This window comes from Pseudomonas sp. LBUM1666 (genome assembly GCF_059695775.1).
On record NZ_CP166789.1, the window covers coordinates 5,064,996 to 5,082,948 of the forward strand.

Sequence of the window (17,953 nt, forward strand, 5' to 3'; positions counted from 1 at the left end):
CTCGCGAAGAGGCCATCACATCCAATATCAATGTTGGATGACCCACCGCTTTCGCGAGCAGGCTCGCTCCCACAGGGGCCGGTTTCATAACAAGAACTGCTTTAGTGAGGACAAAGCCATGCAAACCAAACTCTTGATCAATGGCCAACTGATCGATGGCGAAGGCCCCGCCCAACCGGTGTTCAACCCGGCCCTCGGTCGTGTGTTGGTGGAAATCAACGAAGCCAGTGAAGCCCAGGTCGATGCTGCCGTGCGCGCTGCCGACAGCGCCTTCGAAGGCTGGTCGCAAACCACGCCGAAAGAACGTTCGCTGCTGCTGCTCAAACTCGCCGACGCCATCGAAGCCCACGGCGAAGAGCTGGCCAAACTGGAGTCGGACAACTGCGGCAAGCCTTACAACGCCGCGCTGAACGACGAGATCCCGGCAATTGCCGACGTGTTCCGTTTCTTCGCCGGCGCCAGCCGTTGCATGAGCGGTTCGGCGGGCGGTGAATACCTGCACGGCCACACTTCGATGATCCGCCGCGACCCGGTCGGCGTGATCGCGTCCATCGCACCGTGGAACTACCCGCTGATGATGGTCGCCTGGAAAATCGCCCCGGCCCTCGCGGCGGGTAATACCGTGGTGCTCAAGCCGTCGGAACAAACCCCGCTGACCGCGCTGCGTCTGGCGGAACTGGCGTCGGAGATTTTCCCGGCCGGCGTGCTTAACCTGGTGTTCGGTCGTGGTTCTACGGTTGGTAATCCACTGGTCACACACCCGAAAGTGCGCATGGTCTCGTTGACCGGTTCGATCGCCACGGGTTCGAACATCATTTCCAGCACCGCTGACAGCGTCAAACGCATGCACATGGAACTGGGCGGCAAGGCCCCGGTGATCATCTTCGACGACGCCGACATCGATGCTGCCGTGGAAGGCATTCGCACCTTCGGCTTCTACAACGCCGGCCAGGACTGCACCGCCGCCTGCCGCATCTACGCGCAGGAAGGCATCTACGACACGTTCGTCGAGAAGCTCGGCGAAGCGGTCAGCAGCATCAAGTACGGTATGCAGGATGATCCGTCGACCGAGTTGGGCCCATTGATCACCGCGCAACATCGCGACCGTGTGGCCGGGTTTGTCGAGCGTGCCGTGGCGCAGCCGCATATCCGTTTGATCACCGGCGGCAAAGCTGTGGAAGGCAATGGCTTCTTCTTCGAACCAACGGTGTTGGCCGACGCGCAACAGGACGATGAAATCGTCCGTCGCGAAGTGTTCGGGCCGGTGGTGTCGGTGACCAAATTCACCGATGAAGCACAGGTGTTGGGCTGGGCCAACGATTCGAACTACGGCCTGGCGTCGTCGGTCTGGACCTCGGACGTCGGTCGTGCGCATCGCTTGTCCGCACGCTTGCAGTACGGCTGCACCTGGGTGAATACACACTTCATGCTGGTCAGCGAAATGCCGCACGGCGGTCAGAAACTGTCCGGTTATGGCAAGGACATGTCCATGTACGGGTTGGAGGACTACACCGTTGTTCGGCATGTGATGTTCAAGCATTAAAAGCATCGCGGCAGCTGGAAGCCGAGCGGCAAGTTCACCCTCGGCGCCTGGGGCTGGATCGTGAACATCGGCGCGCTGGTCTATGGCGTCGGCGCGATCATCAACATGGCCTGGCCGCGCACGCCGGATACGGCGTGGTACATCAACTACGCGATGGTGTTGAGCACTGCGATCGTGATTGGGTTGGGGTTGATTTACATGTGGCTGGCCAAGCCGTATGACCATGGGACTGCGCCTGCGGGGGATGCTTGGAAGGTTAGTCGATAAGGGTAATTACCCTGCCCGCAGTGATTCGGGCTGGGTTGGAGGTGTTAGATCGGTAGGGGTTTGGAGAGAATTTCGAATTCGTCCATTAGCAGATGGATTTCGGTACTGGGGTTGGGTTCGCCGCTGATAGCGACGTCCTCGATAATCTTTGGCGCTAAATCTCTCGCCCTTTGGAATGGCTCACCTAAAGGTGTGCGAAATAGTTGGTGTCTTCGCCTTTCTCGTATTTATCCATGCTGGGTTTTTCTCTGAGGCTCTTGGCCACCAAGTCGCCTGGAGAGTGCTTCCCAACCGCTCGAAATGGCTTTCGATTGAAACCGAAGTGCAGAAGTAACCAAAACTCAAAACAGGGATACGAAGCGATGACTTTGATTTTCGGATGAGGCCTCGCCAGATTTATTGCTCGTTCAAAACACAGATGTGTATCGCGATCCAATGCACAAAAAACCTTATCGAAGCATTTCTGGCGGGCTATCGCTGCTTCTACAATGCCACTTGGGTGTGTGACACCACAGTGGGCAATTTCCACTTGAGCTTTGGCGCGAAAATGAATTGCAGCCTCCTCCAGATATCATTTTCCTGACTTGCTGTCTTCACAGATGATCAACACTTTGGGTTGAGGCTTGAACCGCGGTGCCTTTCGATCAAATAGCCGTATCGAACGCGCCATGATCAACCCCGCCTTATCAGTGGCAACCCGCGATAACGGCCTTCAAAGTAACGTTTCTCGACATCCTCCCCTTCCCGTCCTTCAAAGTCGTAAACAGAAAAAAGGCAGGTTGCACCGTTAGCGTCTCTTTCGGTGATCCAGAACTGATCGCGCCGAAGCGCTTTGGCGTTCATTAGATGAGTGTCGTGAGTGGTAAAAATCAGTTGAGTCTCCAACCCACTGTCCAGGTGTTTCTCAATCAAATCCGCGACTATTGAGGGATGAAGGCTGCTGTCCAACTCATCGACAGAAAGTATCCCGCTACCATCGGCGTGATTGATCATGAACCAGGGCAGCCAGAATCCAACCAGGTTTTTCGTACCGCCTGACTCCTCGGAAAAATCGAACTCCGCCTGGCCTAAAAGACTCGTATGCGTCAGGGTCACTTTGTCTTTTTGGGCTGCTGCGAAGAACTCTTTCAGTGTGAGTTTTTTGGTGCGTTGAACAAACTCTGCGTCTTCGGTGTTGAGCCGGATCGCTGACACCGGGATATCCACTTCTTTTAGAAAGTCTCGTAAATCATGTGTGTAATCCGATGCCATCCGAAGAAATCTGATGGACGCTGCCGACAGCCCCATCATGTTGTTCTGCTCAATAACGAGTAGACCGGTTTGAAACCAGCTAAACGGCCCCCGCAACTGAGTCAACTCTTCGCTACTGTTCGCAACCGCCTGCGAAATAAACAACATCTTGGGGCTCGTCAGACGCCGCCAAGCGTTGTGCACGTCTTTACCACCCTCAAGGCTTGAGCCAAAAACATATTGCTCCCCCTCATCAACAAAACGACGCGAATACAACAGCGTTTCCTTACCTTTGGGATAGGAATCCAATTGTTCCTCGATAATCCGCTGCGCAGTCATGCGCAGAACATACCGATATCGGACCCCGCGTTGAATGAAGTTGTACTCAAAAGAACTGGGTTCGTTTTGAAGTTGCGGGTCAAAACGAAACGGCGAGACCGGTAGCGGTTCATCATTTGATGTCGGTATCGAAGCGAGCAAACTCCCCATTACCCCCATTGCCCGGATAAGCGAAGATTTACCGGATGCGTTCGGTCCGTAAATCGCCGCCACCTTCAATAAATCGGGCAGTTTTTCTCCATTTACGATGGGTGTGAACACGTTGCGCTTTTTGCTCAAGCGCGGCGTCGCAGCCATGGACAGGGTTTGTTTGTCACGGAAGGAGCGATAATTGGAAACTGAAAATTCGATCAACATGTATCAAACCTGCAGTTCGTTCCTGAATGCGGAAAAACTATAGGAAAAACCACGGCTGTGATGCTGCTTGACTGCACTTCAGGCAAAAACAGGCAATTCCTACAGATCGAACCTTCCGGCATAGACACCGATTCCTACAGCACGCGGCGCCAAGGTAGACTTGGCGCCGCGAGCGCCTGAACGATAGGCTTTACCTCGTCGCTGCCAAATCAGCGACCCGGGGTCGAAGCCGGAACACTATCAATACGGCGCGACCGCGCTCCTCTGAGTGGCGGCTCCCTTTTCAACTAGGAGTCGAAAAATGCTTAAGCACATACTAGATCCGTCTGAAATTCCTCCTCATTTCACCCCTACCGTCTTCCCCCGCCACAACCGCTTCCTCCATGCCTTCATGCAGGACAACCAAGCCTGGTTCTGCGTCCAGGATCTCGGTCGCTTGATGGGCCGCCCGATGGACCAACGCCTTACCCTGAAACTTGATCCGGACCAGCGTCGATACGTCTGGTTGCTGAAGAACGGTAAAACAGTCGAATCACTGATGGTCAGCGAATCAGGGATGTATGCCCTTCTGGTGCACCACTTCGTCCCTGAAAACCGAAACCTGCGCCAATGGTTGAGCAACGTGGTCATCCCAATGCTGCGTGATGCAGACGCGACACCTGTGGATAACATTCCAAGCCTGAGTTCGTTGCAGTGGGCCGGGATCTCGGTGCCGCTGCTGCATTGGCAGCATCAGGCCTGGATCAAGTGGCGGGACATGCCTGATCTGATGCAGGCACAACGGCCGTTCACGATCGTAGGCACTTGCAGTTGAAGGTAGAGTGAAAAAATGAAAAAGGGGCAGACTTCACAGTCCACCCCTTTGGTTTGAATACATCTGTTCAATCTCCCGCAAGAGCAATCCGCAGCCATGAGCAAACCGCGCATCACCAGCCAAAGCGTCACTGAAGTGATTCCAAGTGATAGCGCCTTTTCAGACAAGTATCTGCAACAAACCATCGAGCAAAAAAGTATCGCGGCTCGTCGCCAAGCAATCCACGAAAGCATCATCGACGCCGATGCTGGCAAGCTGACCCGCCTGGCCACCGTAAAAGCCAAATGGCCTTCACGGTAACCATCCTCGGTCAAAACCGCGAAACACTCCTCATCGCATCCACCAGATACCGCATCGCAATCTGGTCGCTTTCCGACAGCTCCCGATAACGCTCCAACAACTTCATCTCGTCCGAGCTGACCCGACGCCTTCGGCGCACAGTGGTCAGGCAAGGAAGGATTCCCAGCAACTGGGTGATGCCTTGTACTTTCGTCATGGACGATGTCCTTCTATAAGCCCGAGAAAACTTCAAAAACCGCATCGCCCTCTCCTTTTTGTAGTCGCCGGCCTGAAGGGCAGAGGTCGGTCATGAACACAGAATAGGAACTATCGCGGCGGTGAAAAGCGATTTTTAGAGTAATTAGTCAAAAAAAGCAGAAATGCCCTATAAATCAGAAAGCACTGTCAGAAAACTTAACCGACATTTCTTGTTTCATTGCCAAGAAGCCAAAGTGCTACCAATCATTTTTTCTACGCGACCGAACGGTTTAAGCTATTTGTTATCTGTTTAATGTCCGTTGCGTTTGGCCGAAGGCATGTCCGAACCTTTATTTTTGATCCAGCACGTGCCAGGAACGGCGCGGGATTGTTCACGACAGGTTGAACTTATGCACCGCAGGAATTTGCTCAAAGCATCCATGGCCATCGCTGCCTACACCGGATTATCAGCCACCGGCCTCCTGGCTGCGCGGGCCTGGGCCGGTACCGGCGCGGCGGATGGCGAGGCTCAGGCGTTCGACTTCGAAGCGCTGAAGATCCAGGCCAAGCAGCTCGCTGGCAACCGCTATCAGGACACCAAGCAGGTGTTGCCGCCGACCCTGGCGACCATGACCCCGCAAAACTTCAATGCGATCCGCTACGACGGCAACCATTCGCTGTGGAATGATTTGAACGGTCAGCTGGATGTGCAGTTCTTCCACGTGGGCATGGGTTTCAAACAACCGGTGCGCATGTACAGCGTCGACACCAAGACGCGTCAGGCGCGAGAGGTGCATTTCCGCCCTTCCCTGTTCAACTATGAAAAAACCACGGTCGACACCAAACAGCTCACGGGCGACCTGGGGTTTTCCGGGTTCAAGCTGTTCAAGGCCCCGGAGCTGCACCAGCACGACGTGCTGTCCTTCCTCGGCGCCAGCTATTTCCGTGCGGTCGATGCCTCAGGCCAGTACGGTCTGTCAGCACGCGGTCTGGCGATCGATACCTATGCCAAGAAACGTGAAGAATTCCCGGACTTCACCAAGTTCTGGTTCGAGACCCCGGACAAGGACAGCACCCGCTTCGTGGTCTACGCCCTGCTGGACTCGCCGAGCGCCACCGGTGCCTACCGTTTCGACATCGATTGTCAGGCCAGCCAGGTCGTCATGGGCATCGATGCCCACATCAACGCACGTACCGCGATCGAACAACTGGGCATCGCGCCGATGACCAGCATGTTCAGCTGCGGCACCCATGAACGACGCATGTGCGACACGATTCACCCGCAAATCCACGACTCGGATCGCCTGGCCATGTGGCGCGGCAACGGCGAGTGGATCTGCCGCCCGCTGAACAACCCGGCCACCCTGCAATTCAATGCCTTCGCCGACACCGACCCGAAAGGTTTCGGTCTGGTGCAGACCGATCATGAGTTCGACAGTTATCAAGACACCGTCGACTGGTACAGCAAGCGTCCGAGCCTGTGGGTAGAACCTACGACCGCGTGGGGCGAAGGCTCTATTGATCTGATGGAAATTCCTACAACCGGTGAAACCCTCGATAACATCGTCGCGTTCTGGACCCCGAAGAAGCCGGTCGCGGCCGGCGACTCCCTGAACTACGGCTACAAGCTGTACTGGAGCGCACTGCCACCGGTCGGCACGCCGCTGGCGCGGGTCAACGCCACTCGTTCGGGCATGGGCGGCTTCATCGAAGGCTGGGCGCCTGGCGAACATTACCCGGAGGTTTGGGCTCGACGGTTTGCCGTGGACTTCACGGGCGGCGGTCTGGACCGCTTGCCTGAAGGCGCGGGGATCGAGCCGGTGGTCACGTGCTCGAATGGGCAGGTCAAGGATTTCAACGTGCTGGTGCTGGATGACATCAAGGGTTACCGCATTACCTTTGACTGGTACCCGACCAATGATAGCGTGGCGCCGGTGGAGCTGCGGTTGTTCATTCGCACCAATGACCGGACGTTGAGTGAGACCTGGTTGTACCAGTATTTCCCGCCCGCACCTGAGAAGCGCAAATACACCTGACAGCTGTAGAAACGCAAAAGCCCCGGTCAACTCGACCGGGGCTTTTTGGTTTTACAGCGTCAATCAGTCGCGTAAATCCGACTCATGAATCGGCTGTTCACGATGGGTGGCCCGCTGATACTGCGCTGGCCAGATGGCCTTGCGTCCACCCAGGTCATCATCGGCATGCAGCGGCCAGTACGGATCACGCAACAGCTCACGGGCAAGGAAGATGATGTCAGCCTGGCAGGTGCGCAGAATGTGCTCGGCCTGTGCCGGCTCGGTGATCATTCCTACCGTGCCGGTGGCAATACCTGACTCTTTGCGCACACGTTCAGCGAAGCGGGTCTGATAACCGGGACCTGTAGGAATCTCGGCGTTGGCCGCCGTACCGCCCGACGAGACGTCAATCAGGTCTACGCCCAACGCGTGGAGGCGTCGCGCCAGCTCCACGGTTTCATCCGGATTCCAGCCGTCTTCCACCCAATCGGTGGCTGACACCCGCACGAACAGCGGGAGCTCTTCAGGCCACACCGCCCGCACCGCTTCGGTGACTTGCAGCACCAGCCGAATGCGATTCTCGAACGAACCACCATATTGATCGCGCCGCTGATTGCTCAGGGGCGAAAGAAACTGATGCAACAGGTAACCGTGGGCGGCGTGTATTTCCACCACTTTGAAACCGGCGGTCAGTGCTCGCTGGGCCGAAGCGACAAAGGCCTGAATGACCTCAGCGATCTCGCCTTCATCGAGCTGCTTGGGATGTGTGTGCTGCGGGTCGAAAGCAATCGGCGAAGGGCCCACCGGAACCCAGCCACCATCTTCGGGTTTGACGCTGCCATGTTTGCCGATCCACGGCCGATGGGTGCTGGCCTTACGCCCGGCGTGAGCCAACTGAATGCCGGCCACAGCGCCTTGCGCCGCAATGAAGCGAGTGATGCGTTGCAACGGTTCGATCTGTTCATCGTTCCACAGGCCGAGGTCCTCGGCGGTGATGCGCCCGTCGGCCGTGACCGCCGTGGCTTCGGTAAACACCAGACCGGCGCCGCCGACAGCGCGGCTGCCGAGGTGGACCAGGTGCCAGTCATTGGCCAGTCCATCAACGCTGGAGTACTGGCACATCGGCGACACCGCAATGCGGTTGAGCAGGGTCAATTGGCGAAGGGTATAGGGTTCAAGCAGCAGACTCATGGGGCACCTCTCGAATCAGTGGGCAGGCTCCAGGGTTCTGTTTGAAAAGTCGACGAGTGACAGGAAAAAGGTGCAGCACCCGCCCCCGCGGGCAAAAAATTCGACAAGACGTCACAAGGATTATCAAGCAGTGCTTAGAGACTAGTCGACAACGGGGGATGGTGGAGGGTTCAGATGGACTGGGTGCCAGAAGGTCCCATCAACGCGGTTCGATGTGGGCAATCATCAACTGCACCGTCTCGTTGCCACGAAACTCGTTGAGGTCGAGTTTGTAGGCTAATTCCACCCATTTGATGGTCGGATTCGGCCAGATGTCGCGGTCAATTCCGAAGGCAATGCCATCCAGTTTTACCGAACCACATTCACTCTTCAGCACCACTTTGAGGTGCCGCTCGCCGACCACCCGCTGCTCGACCAACTGGAACACGCCGTGGAACAGCGGCTCCGGGAAGTGCTGCCCCCAAGGTCCGGCATGACGCAGGGCGCGGGCCAGTTCCAGGTGGAATTCCTCGACCGCCAACGTGCCGTCTGACAGCAATCGCCCGGTCAGGTCTTCTTCGCGTAATTGCCTACGCACTTCCGCGTCAAAGGCTTCGGCGAACAACGGAAAATTCGCTTCCGGCAGCGTCAGGCCGGCGGCCATCGCATGGCCGCCGTATTTGCTGATCAGATTCGGATGCTGCGCCGCCACCACGCTCAACGCGTCGCGAATATGAAAACCCTGAACCGAACGCCCCGAGCCCTTGAGCAAGCCATCGCCGGCATCGGCAAAGGCAATGGTCGGGCGGAAATAGCGTTCTTTCATACGCGATGCGAGAATTCCGATGACACCCTGGTGCCACTCGGGATCGAACAGGCACAAGCCGAACGGCATCGACTCGACCGGCAAATCCTTCAGTTGAGCCAGCGCTTCACGCTGCATGCCCTGCTCAATGGATTTACGGTCCTGGTTCATGCCGTCGAGTTGAGCGGCCATTTCACGCGCCAGACCGGCGTCTTCGGTGAGCAGGCATTCGATGCCCAGGCTCATGTCATCCAGTCGCCCAGCCGCGTTCAGACGTGGGCCGACAATGAAACCCAGGTCGGTAGAGGTGATGCGCGTGTGGTCACGTTTGGCGACTTCGAGGATCGCCTTGATCCCCGGCCGAGCACGCCCGGCGCGAATCCGCTCCAGGCCTTGGTGCACCAGAATCCGGTTGTTGGCATCCAGCGGTACCACGTCGGCGACGCTGCCCAAGGCCACAAGGTCCAGCAACTCGCCGATGTTCGGCTGCGGCTTGCTCTCGTACCAACCGAGGCTGCGCAAACGCGCACGCAGGGCCATCAGCACATAGAAAATCACCCCGACGCCGGCCAGCGCCTTGCTCGGAAACTCGCAACCCGGCTGGTTCGGATTGACGATGGCATCGGCCAACGGCAACTCGTCACCGGGCAAGTGGTGGTCGGTGACCAGCACTTGGAGCCCGGCCTTTTTCGCCGCTGCCACGCCTTCAACGCTGGAGATACCGTTGTCCACAGTGATCAGCAACTGGGGTGTACGGGTCAGCGCCACTTCGACGATTTCCGGCGTCAGGCCGTAGCCATACTCGAACCGGTTCGGCACCAAGTAGTCGACGTGCGCCGCGCCCAGCAGGCGCAAGCCCAACATGCCCACGGTGCTGGCCGTCGCGCCATCAGCGTCGAAGTCACCGACGATCAGAATCCGCTGACGCTGCTCGAGCGCCGTCACCAGCAAATCCACCGCTGCATCGATGCCTTTGAGTTGCTGGAATGGAATCAACCGCGCCAGGCTCTTGTCCAGTTCAGCCTCGGACAGCACGCCCCGCGCCGCGTACAGACGGGTCAGCAGCGGCGGCAGATCACCGAGGAATGGCAGGGTGTCGGGCAACAGGCGAGGTTCGATGCGCATGGGGTGACAGGTGCTTCTCTTGAATACGTAGGATAAAAGCGGGTAACGCTGACCAGCGGCGAATAATCAGCCGCGTTCGCCGCTCAACCACTGCAACTGGACTTCATGCTGACCACGGTCGTCGGTGACGAAAATCGTCCCTTCGCTGATCATCACGTCCCACTTGATAACGCGGGGCATGTCCTTGGCCAGGGTTTCCAGCACTTCCTGAGGAACAGCAGCGATGTGCACGTTTTTCAGATTTTTGATCGCCGGGATCACTTTGGTCTCCCAGACGCGCAGGCTGCCGTAAGCCAGCAAGCTGGTGCGCTCGGTGCGACGCGAGCACCAGGTCAGGCGATCGGCGTCTGGCTGGCCGACTTCGATCCAGTGCAGAACGCGGTCGTCCAGGCTCTTTTCCCACAGGGCAGGTTCGTCCACGTCTGACAGACCGCGACCGAACGACAGCTGCTCGTTGTACCAGAAGGCGTAGGCCAGCAGCCGCACGGTCATGCGTTCTTCGGTTTCCGAAGGGTGACGGGCGATGGTCTGCTTCACGCTCTCGTACACGCTGCGATCGAGGTCGGTAAGGTTCAGTTCAAACTTGTAGGTCGTGGACGGCTGGGCCATGAACGGGCTTCTTGATACGGGGAAAGGCGGCAAGTCTAACCGATGCGGTAGGCAATCCACGAATTGAAGGCGATCAACCTTGGTCGTCTGACGTTCGGCTATGTTAAAACCCTGTATTCGCTCAGCCTTTGTCCTACAGGATCCAGTATGCCGCTCACCGGAAAACCGCTCTCAGGTCTGAAAGTCATTGAATTGGGTACGCTGATCGCCGGGCCGTTTGCCTCGCGCATTTGCGGCGAGTTCGGTGCCGAGGTGATCAAAATCGAGTCCCCCGATGGCGGCGATCCGTTGCGCAAATGGCGAAAACTGTATGAAGGCACCTCGCTGTGGTGGTTCGTCCAGGCGCGCAACAAGAAGTCCCTGACCCTGAACCTCAAACACCCCGACGGCCTGGCGATCCTGAAAAAACTGCTCAGCGAGGCGGACATACTGATCGAGAACTTTCGCCCTGGCGTGTTGGAAAAACTCGGTTTGAGTTGGGAAGTCTTGCACGCACTGAACCCGAAACTGGTGATGGTGCGCCTCTCGGGTTTCGGTCAGACCGGGCCGATGAAAGATCAGCCAGGCTTTGGCGCGGTCGGTGAATCCATGGGCGGCTTGCGCTACATCACAGGGTTCGAAGACCGACCACCGGTGCGCACCGGGATCTCCATTGGCGACTCGATTGCCGCGCTCTGGGGCGTGATCGGTGCGCTGATGGCGTTGCGTCATCGCGAGGTCAACGGTGGCCTCGGCCAAGTGGTGGATGTGGCGCTGTATGAAGCGATTTTCGCCATGATGGAAAGCATGGTCCCCGAGTTCGACGTGTTCGGCTTCATCCGCGAGCGCACGGGCAACATCATGCCGGGCATCACGCCCTCCTCGATCCACACCAGTGCCGACGGCAAACATGTGCAGATCGGCGCCAATGGTGATGCGATCTTCAAACGCTTCATGCTGATCATTGGTCGCGAGGACCTGGCCAATGACCCTGCGTTGGCGAGCAACGACGGACGCGATAGCCGTCGCGACGAGATTTATGGGGTGATTGATCGCTGGGTCAACTCGCTGCCGCTGGACACCATCATCGAGCAGTTGAATCAGGCCGACGTACCGGCCAGCCGGATCTTCAGTGCGGAAGATATGTTCAGTGATCCGCAGTACCTGGCCCGGGAAATGTTCCTGAAGGCCAAGTTGCCGGACGGCAAAGATTTCAAGATGCCGGGAATCGTGCCGAAACTCTCTGAGACACCCGGCACTTCGGAATGGGTCGGGCCGCAGTTGGGCGAACACAATGCGCAGGTACTCAACGATCTTGGTTACGACAAGGAACAGATCGCAAAGCTGCGTGAAGATGGGGCCATCTAAGCTGAGGCGCCTGCTTGCGCGGCCCATCGACCACTGCCTGACGTGCGGCGGACGAGTATTGTGCGCGTTCGCGTTTTTCCTGTTGCTCGCCGGCCAGGCTCAGCCAACGTTGGCGCAACCGAAGGAAACCCTGGTCTGGTTATTGCGAGACCTTCCACCTCTGATGATTTTCGAAGGATCGAAAAAGGGCCAGGGAGTCATCGATCAACTGTTACCGCTGCTGATCGCCCGCATGCCGCAATACGAACATGCCCTGATGCGAGTCAATCGCGCTCGCGGCTTGCAAATGCTCCACGAGCCATCCCTCACGTGCGATGCGGCGCTGAATTGGAGCAAGGAGCGCGATGACTGGATCGCGTTTTCCATCCCGGTCTTTCGGGCCATGAGTAATGGCCTGGCAGTGCGGCGCGTTGATCGGGAGGTGCTGGCGCCCTTTATCAAGGATGGCGAAGTGGACCTGGCGGCCCTGCTGGCCAGTGGCCGCGAGAAACTGGGCATTATTGCCGAGCGCAACTACGGCGAATATCTCGACGCGCTGCTCAAACAAGCGCCAGCCAACTCACTGACCCTCCACTACGGTAACGATGCCTTGGGCAGCCTGTTGCAAATGCAACGCCTGGGGCGCTTGCGGATGCTGTTGGGTTACCGCTCGGAGATCCGCTACCAGGCCCAGCAGCAAGGGATCGCGGAGGATGAATTGCAGTTCTACCCGATTCGCGGCACGGGCAAATACCTGTCCGGTTACATTGGCTGTACCGACACCCCCCAGGGCCGGCAGGCGATCATCGAGATCAACCAACTGCTGCGCACCCTGCCCCACGCTCACTTGAGCGAGGCATACGCCACCTGGCTGGACCCCGAAAGTCGCAGCGACTACCTGGAAGCCAGCCGGGCATTTTTCCTGCAGCAGAGCGAGCAATGACAAATCGCAGGCAAAAAGAAACCCCGAGAAGTGGGGAGACGACTCGGGGTTAAACGTGGCCTACATAAAGACCAGTGGCAGCAAGCTACAAGCACCGGAGCACAATGCTTGATCCTGCTGTTACATGGTCTGACTGACCTAAACGCAGGAAGGTTCCCACAAAAAACAATTCAATTTCGGTTGGCCAGGATTTTGTCCTGAGCAGCATTACGCAACGCCGCGATGACGCAGGGCTCCAGCCTGCCTTCGGCGATCAGCACGTCGCGATGCAATCCGTCGACGACATCCGTCAGCAGACGTTTGCTGGTCAACTGGGCCTGATTGAACGCCCGCTCGACCACGATAGCGCCGGTCGCATTTTTCAGTGTCACCAGGCATTCGCCATGGGTTCCCGACGGGGTCAACGTTACCTGATACGGGCTCAGAGCTTCACCGAGCAATAGACTGATACTTTCCATCTCGATCACCACTCAATAGTCCGAAAACAAAGTGCCTGGGGCGTGCCTACAGTAAATGACCACGGGCTCGAGAAGAAAGTTCTGGATACCGACTGCTGGGGAACCTGCGCCTCTGGTCAATAGAGCATGCACGGCCAAGATGACAGATAAAAAACAGCCGCGTCATGCCTGCTGCTTGCGCTTGCCGATATCGGTCCATCCACCCAGCAGGCCCCGCAATTGTCCGTCGGCACTGTAAAACGGCACCGTCCACTGATAGACATGCCTGACGCCGTTCTTGAACATCAATTGACGCTCACTGAAGCGGGTCTTGCGCGTACCGAGCTGGGCCATGAACTCTGCATGCAGCAGTTCGGCGGTCTCTTTGGGCATGACCTCCAGTTCAATCAGCTGTCGTCCCTGAACCTGGTCGAAACGGGTCGACAAGCTCTCTTCATAACTTTTGTTGCACATGATCAAACGCCCCTCCAGATCACGAACAAACATCGGATCGGGCATGGCGTCCATCAACGCATGCTGGAAGGCGAGCTGATCACTCAGACTTTTCTCGGCATCCAGGCGTTGCTGGATCAATACCGTGAGCCGTCGGTTCCAGAGCAGGGACAACAGGCCGAACAGACTGACGATAAACATTCCCCAGCAGCCCCACTCGGCGAGTCGGTGCCAGACGCCGGGCACCTTGACCGGGGCAATCCCATTGAGCCATTTCAGGCGAATGGCGCGCAATTCAGCAGGATCAAGCGCTTCAAGCGCCTTGTTGAGGATGCTCGACAGCTGAGGCTGACCTTTGCGTACGGCCAGGTGGTCCGCCTCCCATTTGCCCTCGACCGTATACCCGACCTTGAGCTGCCCGGACGGATAGAGTTGTGCTCCGGTTTCGTTTTCGATGGTGGCATAGGCCTCACCGCTCTCGACCAGCGCCCGGGCCTCCGCATAGGTTTTAACCGAGCGCAGGTCGATGTCCGGATAGTCGCGGCGAATCGTGGCTTCCAGTGCATGCCGGGTCGGCAACACCAGAACCCTTCCCGACAGCTGCTCCAGAGACTGCACCTCTGGCGCCCCGGCCCGCCCGACGAACACCCAGCCAGCGCCACCGAACGCATGACTGAAATCCAGAAACATCTTGCGTTCGTCACTCATTGCCAGCGTCGTGCTCATGTCCGCTGCGCCACTTTCCAGTCGCCCGAGCAACTGATCGGTGGAAAACGACTCTTCGTGAACAAACTGCAATCCCGTCATCGCGCTGATGCGGTTGAGCAGATCATTGTTCAAGCCGTTCCATTGGCCGTGCTCATCCTTGAACAGGTACAGCGGGTATTGCACCGATGCGACGATGACTTTCGAATGCTCGGCAATCCATTTCAACTCCTGAGCATTCAGGTCGATCCTTTGGCCAGCAACCGATCCTTTGGAATCGGTCGCCGCCAATTGCGACGCGCTCACCCATTGAGCAAAGCCCAGGGTGCCGACTAAAAAAAACATCCAGCACGTGGCTGGTTTTAACCCTCTGAAAAACAGCATTACCACTTCCTTCGTAATCAACTCGCCCGTCCTTCTTAGGCGAAAACCCGACAAGTGTGGCATGCAGAAATGAGAAAGCCCGTCAGGAGACGGGCTTCAAAATGTGACAGTTTTAATTGGTTACAGAGGCTTGCCGCGGTTGCCATGCTTGCTGACAAAGGCCTGGACGGCTTTCAGGTCATTTGGCAGCACGGTGCAGCGCTCATCTCGCTCAAACAAATCAGAAAGATGTGCAGGTAGTTCGAGCGCTTTTCCTACGCCAGCTTTTTCCACTGCGTCCGGGAATTTGACCGGATGCGCCGTACCGAGGATCACCATCGGGATATCCAGGCTGCGACGGCACTCGCGCGCCGCCTTCACGCCGATGGCAGTGTGCGGATCCAGCAGTTCGCCGGTTTGCTCAAAAACTTCGGCAATGGTTTCGCAGGTTTGAGCGTCATCCACGGCCAGCGAATCGAACAGCTTGCGGGCTTCGGTCCAACGTTCCTGTTCGACGCTGAAACCGCCACCTTGTTTGAAGGTATCCATCAGCCCGGCAATCGCTGCGCCGTTGCGACCGTGCAGGTCGAACAGCAGGCGTTCGAAGTTCGACGACACCATGATGTCCATCGACGGCGACAGCGTGGCGTGCAGCGTGTCCTTGACGTACTGATTGCCGCTCATGAAACGGTGCAGGATGTCGTTGCGGTTGGTGGCGACGATCAACTGGTTGATCGGCAGGCCCATGTTGCGCGCCAGGTAACCGGCGAAAATGTCGCCGAAGTTGCCGGTCGGCACCGAGAACGACACCGAACGCGCCGGGCCGCCCAACTGCAAGGCTGCGTGGAAGTAGTAAACGATCTGGGCCATGATCCGCGCCCAGTTGATCGAGTTCACGGCGACCAGACGGGTGCCTTTGAGGAAGCTCTGGTCAGCGAAGCTGGCCTTGACCATTTCCTGGCAGTCATCGAAGTTGCCTTCGATGGCGATGTTATGGATGTTCTCGCCGAAGATGGTAGTCATCTGGCGACGCTGCACTTCGGACACACGGTTGTGCGGGTGCAGGATGAAGATGTCGACGTTTTCGCAGTGCTTGCAGCCTTCGATGGCGGCCGAACCGGTGTCGCCGGAGGTGGCGCCGACAATCACTACGCGCTCACCACGTTTTTCCAGCACGTAGTCGAGCAGGCGACCAAGCAGCTGCAAGGCGAAGTCTTTGAACGCGAGGGTCGGGCCGTGGAACAGCTCCAGCACCCACTCGTTGCCGTTCAGCTGACGCAATGGTGCCACGGCGTTGTGGGAAAACACGCCATACGTTTCTTCAAGAATCTTTTTGAAATCGGCATCGGGAATGCTGCCGGTCACGAACGGGCGCATCACCCGAAAGGCCAACTCGTGATACGGCAGGCCGGCCCAGGAAGCGATTTCTTCCTGGGTGAAACGTGGCAGGTTTTCCGGGACGTACAGACCACCGTCCGTGGCCAGACCGGCCAGCAGGACGTCTTCGAAATTCAGGGCCGGTGCCTGGCCGCGGGTACTGATATAACGCATGACTGGCTCCAATAGACAGTGTTCGCAAACCCGGGCTCGCAGGCGAGCCCGGTGAACGATAACGGCTTAGTTCAGGTGCTCGACGCGGATCCGTACGACCGGACCGACTACACCCGCCAAGGCTTCCAGGGCGGCGATCGCGTCGTTCATGTGCTGTTCCAGCACGCGGTGAGTCAGCAGGATCATCGGCACCAGGCCGTCGTGTTCTTCGACTTCCTTCTGCATGATCGATTCGATGTTGATGCCGCGCTCCGACAGGATGCTCGCCACCTGCGCCAACACGCCCGGATGGTCCTTGGCCTGGATGCGCAGGTAATAGGAGCTTTCGCAGGCCTCGATCGGCAGGATCGGGTGGGCCGACAGCGAATCCGGCTGAAAGGCCAGGTGCGGTACGCGGTTTTCCGGGTCGGAAGTCATGGCGCGAACCACGTCCACCAGGTCGGCGATCACCGACGAAGCGGTCGGCTCCATGCCAGCGCCAGCGCCGTAGAACAGGGTCGAACCGGCGGCATCACCGTTGACCATCACCGCGTTCATCACGCCGTTGACGTTGGCGATCAGGCGATCGGCCGGGATCAGCGTCGGGTGTACGCGCAGTTCGATACCGGCCGCGGTGCTGCGCGCCACGCCCAGGTGCTTGATGCGATAGCCCAGCGCTTCGGCGTAGTTCACGTCAGCGGTGGTCAGCTTGGTGATGCCTTCGGTGTAGGCCTTGTCGAACTGCAGCGGAATACCGAACGCGATGGACGCCAGGATCGTCAGCTTGTGGGCCGCGTCGATGCCTTCAACGTCGAAGGTCGGATCGGCCTCGGCGTAACCCAGGGCTTGCGCCTCGGCGAGTACGTCTTCGAAAGTGCGACCCTTCTCACGCATTTCGGTGAGGATGAAGTTGCCGGTGCCGTTGATGATGCCGGCGACCCAGTTGATGCGGTTGGCCGACAGGCCTTCACGGATCGCCTTGATCACCGGAATGCCACCGGCCACGGCGGCTTCGAACGCCACAATCACGCCCTTCTCCCGGGCCTTGGCGAAAATTTCATTACCGTGAACGGCGATCAACGCCTTGTTCGCGGTCACAACATGTTTTCCGTTCTCGATCGCTTTGAGTACCAGCTCGCGGGCAACGGTGTAGCCGCCCATCAGCTCTATGACGATGTCGATCTCAGGGTTCGTGGCCACTTCGAAGACATCGTTGGTAATCGCAATACCGGTCGTCTGGAACTGAGGCTTTGGCGTGCGCATGGCAATTTGTGCCACTTCGATTCCACGCCCGGCACGACGAGCAATTTCCTCGGCGTTACGCTGAAGTACGTTGAAGGTACCGCCACCGACGGTCCCTAACCCACAGATGCCTACTTTGACCGGTTTCACTGTGAACTCCCCATAAAACGGCCGACTCAAGGCCGGCCGTGAAAACAACCGCA

General features: G+C 57.9%; 15 protein-coding genes and 2 pseudogenes. 7 read left to right on the top strand and 10 right to left on the bottom strand.

All coding sequences use genetic code 11. The features are described 5' to 3' along the window. Positions 1-118 precede the first annotated feature (118 nt). Positions 119-1,543: a gamma-aminobutyraldehyde dehydrogenase gene (locus ACA056_RS23285; RefSeq protein ID WP_497268083.1), complete on the top strand. Its 1,425-nt coding sequence runs from the start codon at positions 119-121 to the stop codon at positions 1,541-1,543. Between the two features lie 15 nt (positions 1,544-1,558). Beyond that, a pseudogene (locus tag ACA056_RS23290) lies at positions 1,559-1,810 on the top strand (amino acid permease); the annotation flags it as partial. A 44-nt stretch (positions 1,811-1,854) separates the two neighbouring features. Here ACA056_RS23290 and ACA056_RS23295 read toward each other — a convergent pair. Both ACA056_RS23295 and ACA056_RS23300 read right to left on the bottom strand, forming a co-directional pair. Continuing rightward, a pseudogene (locus tag ACA056_RS23295) lies at positions 1,855-2,480 on the bottom strand (RloB family protein). 2 nt (positions 2,481-2,482) lie between these two features. Next, the gene (locus tag ACA056_RS23300) at positions 2,483-3,736 is read right to left on the bottom strand and encodes an AAA family ATPase (RefSeq protein ID WP_497268085.1); all 1,254 of its coding nucleotides are present in this window, start codon (positions 3,734-3,736) and stop codon (positions 2,483-2,485) included. Between the two features lie 301 nt (positions 3,737-4,037). On the opposite strand from ACA056_RS23300, the gene ACA056_RS23305 reads away from it, so the two are divergent. Then, a complete protein-coding gene (locus ACA056_RS23305) occupies positions 4,038-4,550 on the top strand; it encodes a BRO-N domain-containing protein (protein WP_497268087.1) in 513 nt (170 codons plus the stop codon). Positions 4,551-4,646: 96 nt separating this feature from the next. Continuing rightward, complete coding sequence (locus ACA056_RS23310; protein WP_497268089.1) at positions 4,647-4,850, top strand: hypothetical protein; 204 nt, start codon at positions 4,647-4,649, stop codon at positions 4,848-4,850. A 10-nt stretch (positions 4,851-4,860) separates the two neighbouring features. Here the strand turns inward: ACA056_RS23310 and ACA056_RS23315 are convergent, their stop codons facing one another. Beyond that, entirely contained in the window at positions 4,861-5,046 is a 186-nt protein-coding gene (locus ACA056_RS23315) for a hypothetical protein (RefSeq protein ID WP_008151642.1), read from the bottom strand. Between the two features lie 391 nt (positions 5,047-5,437). Between ACA056_RS23315 and ACA056_RS23320 the strand changes: the two genes are divergently transcribed. Next, a complete protein-coding gene (locus ACA056_RS23320) occupies positions 5,438-7,063 on the top strand; it encodes a glucan biosynthesis protein D (RefSeq protein WP_497268091.1) in 1,626 nt (541 codons plus the stop codon). Between the two features lie 63 nt (positions 7,064-7,126). Here ACA056_RS23320 and ACA056_RS23325 read toward each other — a convergent pair whose 3' ends face one another. From ACA056_RS23325 to ACA056_RS23335, 3 genes are all read right to left on the bottom strand, one after another. Further along, on the bottom strand, positions 7,127-8,233 hold the full coding sequence (locus ACA056_RS23325) for an NADH:flavin oxidoreductase/NADH oxidase (protein ID WP_497268093.1): 1,107 nt from the start codon (positions 8,231-8,233) through the stop codon (positions 7,127-7,129). 199 nt (positions 8,234-8,432) lie between these two features. Further along, positions 8,433-10,142 (bottom strand): single-stranded-DNA-specific exonuclease RecJ, encoded by a 1,710-nt coding sequence (recJ, locus tag ACA056_RS23330; RefSeq protein WP_134101866.1) that lies wholly within the window; start codon positions 10,140-10,142, stop codon positions 8,433-8,435. A 66-nt stretch (positions 10,143-10,208) separates the two neighbouring features. Further along, complete coding sequence (locus tag ACA056_RS23335; protein ID WP_007897614.1) at positions 10,209-10,751, bottom strand: YaeQ family protein; 543 nt, start codon at positions 10,749-10,751, stop codon at positions 10,209-10,211. 147 nt (positions 10,752-10,898) lie between these two features. On the opposite strand from ACA056_RS23335, the gene ACA056_RS23340 reads away from it, so the two are divergent. Both ACA056_RS23340 and ACA056_RS23345 read left to right on the top strand, forming a co-directional pair. Further along, positions 10,899-12,098: a CaiB/BaiF CoA transferase family protein gene (locus ACA056_RS23340; RefSeq protein WP_497268096.1), complete on the top strand. Its 1,200-nt coding sequence runs from the start codon at positions 10,899-10,901 to the stop codon at positions 12,096-12,098. Beyond that, entirely contained in the window at positions 12,025-13,020 is a 996-nt protein-coding gene (locus ACA056_RS23345; RefSeq protein ID WP_497268098.1) for a TIGR02285 family protein, read from the top strand. The genes ACA056_RS23340 and ACA056_RS23345 overlap by 74 nt, the downstream gene beginning before the upstream one ends. A 170-nt stretch (positions 13,021-13,190) precedes the next feature. On the opposite strand, the gene ACA056_RS23350 is transcribed toward ACA056_RS23345, so the two are convergent. From ACA056_RS23350 to ACA056_RS23365, 4 genes are all read right to left on the bottom strand, one after another. Further along, positions 13,191-13,478, bottom strand: a complete 288-nt coding sequence (locus ACA056_RS23350; protein WP_033056390.1) for a DUF3509 domain-containing protein — start codon at positions 13,476-13,478, stop codon at positions 13,191-13,193. Positions 13,479-13,640: 162 nt separating this feature from the next. Then, entirely contained in the window at positions 13,641-14,999 is a 1,359-nt protein-coding gene (locus ACA056_RS23355) for a transporter substrate-binding domain-containing protein (protein ID WP_497268100.1), read from the bottom strand. Between the two features lie 120 nt (positions 15,000-15,119). Next, on the bottom strand, positions 15,120-16,529 hold the full coding sequence (thrC, locus tag ACA056_RS23360) for a threonine synthase (RefSeq protein WP_076029878.1): 1,410 nt from the start codon (positions 16,527-16,529) through the stop codon (positions 15,120-15,122). 66 nt (positions 16,530-16,595) lie between these two features. Next, complete coding sequence (locus tag ACA056_RS23365; RefSeq protein ID WP_046048339.1) at positions 16,596-17,900, bottom strand: homoserine dehydrogenase; 1,305 nt, start codon at positions 17,898-17,900, stop codon at positions 16,596-16,598. Between the last annotated feature and the right edge of the window lie 53 nt (positions 17,901-17,953).

Bases quoted from the DNA above. Each gene is read 5' to 3' on its own strand.
- ACA056_RS23285 (WP_497268083.1), top strand. From the start codon at position 119: ATGCAAACCAAACTCTTGATCAATGGCCAACTGATCGATGGCGAAGGC.
- ACA056_RS23300 (WP_497268085.1), bottom strand. From the start codon at position 3,736: ATGTTGATCGAATTTTCAGTTTCCAATTATCGCTCCTTCCGTGACAAA.
- ACA056_RS23305 (WP_497268087.1), top strand. From the start codon at position 4,038: ATGCTTAAGCACATACTAGATCCGTCTGAAATTCCTCCTCATTTCACC.
- ACA056_RS23310 (WP_497268089.1), top strand. From the start codon at position 4,647: ATGAGCAAACCGCGCATCACCAGCCAAAGCGTCACTGAAGTGATTCCA.
- ACA056_RS23315 (WP_008151642.1), bottom strand. From the start codon at position 5,046: ATGACGAAAGTACAAGGCATCACCCAGTTGCTGGGAATCCTTCCTTGC.
- ACA056_RS23320 (WP_497268091.1), top strand. From the start codon at position 5,438: ATGCACCGCAGGAATTTGCTCAAAGCATCCATGGCCATCGCTGCCTAC.
- ACA056_RS23325 (WP_497268093.1), bottom strand. From the start codon at position 8,233: ATGAGTCTGCTGCTTGAACCCTATACCCTTCGCCAATTGACCCTGCTC.
- recJ (WP_134101866.1), bottom strand. From the start codon at position 10,142: ATGCGCATCGAACCTCGCCTGTTGCCCGACACCCTGCCATTCCTCGGT.
- ACA056_RS23335 (WP_007897614.1), bottom strand. From the start codon at position 10,751: ATGGCCCAGCCGTCCACGACCTACAAGTTTGAACTGAACCTTACCGAC.
- ACA056_RS23340 (WP_497268096.1), top strand. From the start codon at position 10,899: ATGCCGCTCACCGGAAAACCGCTCTCAGGTCTGAAAGTCATTGAATTG.
- ACA056_RS23345 (WP_497268098.1), top strand. From the start codon at position 12,025: ATGCGCAGGTACTCAACGATCTTGGTTACGACAAGGAACAGATCGCAA.
- ACA056_RS23350 (WP_033056390.1), bottom strand. From the start codon at position 13,478: ATGGAAAGTATCAGTCTATTGCTCGGTGAAGCTCTGAGCCCGTATCAG.
- ACA056_RS23355 (WP_497268100.1), bottom strand. From the start codon at position 14,999: ATGCTGTTTTTCAGAGGGTTAAAACCAGCCACGTGCTGGATGTTTTTT.
- thrC (WP_076029878.1), bottom strand. From the start codon at position 16,529: ATGCGTTATATCAGTACCCGCGGCCAGGCACCGGCCCTGAATTTCGAA.